General features: G+C 55.9%; 1 protein-coding gene. It reads left to right on the top strand.

The genetic code is table 11. The features are described from left to right. Positions 1–303 (top strand): four helix bundle protein (locus NSP_RS11995; RefSeq protein ID WP_017804096.1); only part of this gene is annotated, 303 nt, incomplete at its 5' end. Positions 304–810: the final 507 nt, after the last annotated feature.

Here is an 810-nt window from a genome sequence, read left to right as displayed (position 1 = left end):
TCAAAGAAGTTTCCTGTAGAAGAGAAGTATTCATTGATAGATCAAATTCGTCGTTCATCTCGTTCTGTTTGTGCAAATCTTGCAGAAGCATGGAGAAAGCGTCGTTATGAAGCAGCTTTTGTAGCTAAACTAAGTGATTCTGAGTCCGAGGCAGCAGAAACGCAAACTTGGCTTAAGTTCGCGGTTAAATGTAATTATTTAGACGTGGAAACAGGTAGAGAACTTTATGGAGCCTACAATCGCATTTTAAGCATTCTAGTAACTATTATCAACAACCCAACACCTTGGCTGTTAAAACGCTAATTCCCTCCCCCTGCGTCTTCTCCCCTGCTCCCTGCTCCCTGCCCCCCTGCCTCTTTTCCCCTGCGTCTTCTCCCCTGCTCCCTGCTCCCTGCCCCCCTGCATCTTTTCCCCTGCGTCTTCTCCCCTGCTCCCTGCTCCCTGCCCCCCTGCCTCTTTTCCCCTGCGTCTTCTCCCCTGCTCCCTGCTCCCTGCCCCCCTGCATCTTTTCCCCTGCGTCTTCTCCCCTGCTCCCTGCTCCCTGCCCCCCTGCATCTTTTCCCCTGCGTCTTCTCCCCTGCTCCCTGCTCCCTGCCCCCCTGCATCTTTTCCCCTGCGTCTTCTCCCCTGCTCCCTGCTCCCTGCCCCCCTGCATCTTTTCCCCTGCGTCTTCTCCCCTGCTCCCTGCTCCCTGCCCCCCTGCATCTTTTCCCCTGCGTCTTCTCCCCTGCTCCCTGCTCCCTGCCCCCCTGCATCTTTTCCCCTGCRTCTTCTCCCCTGATCCCTGCTCCCTGCCCCCCTGCAACTTTT

It is taken from the genome of Nodularia spumigena CCY9414 (genome assembly GCF_000340565.2).
Classification (GTDB): Bacteria; Cyanobacteriota; Cyanobacteriia; order Cyanobacteriales; family Nostocaceae; genus Nodularia; species Nodularia spumigena.
This window is presented reverse-complemented; position numbering and strand designations above follow the sequence as displayed.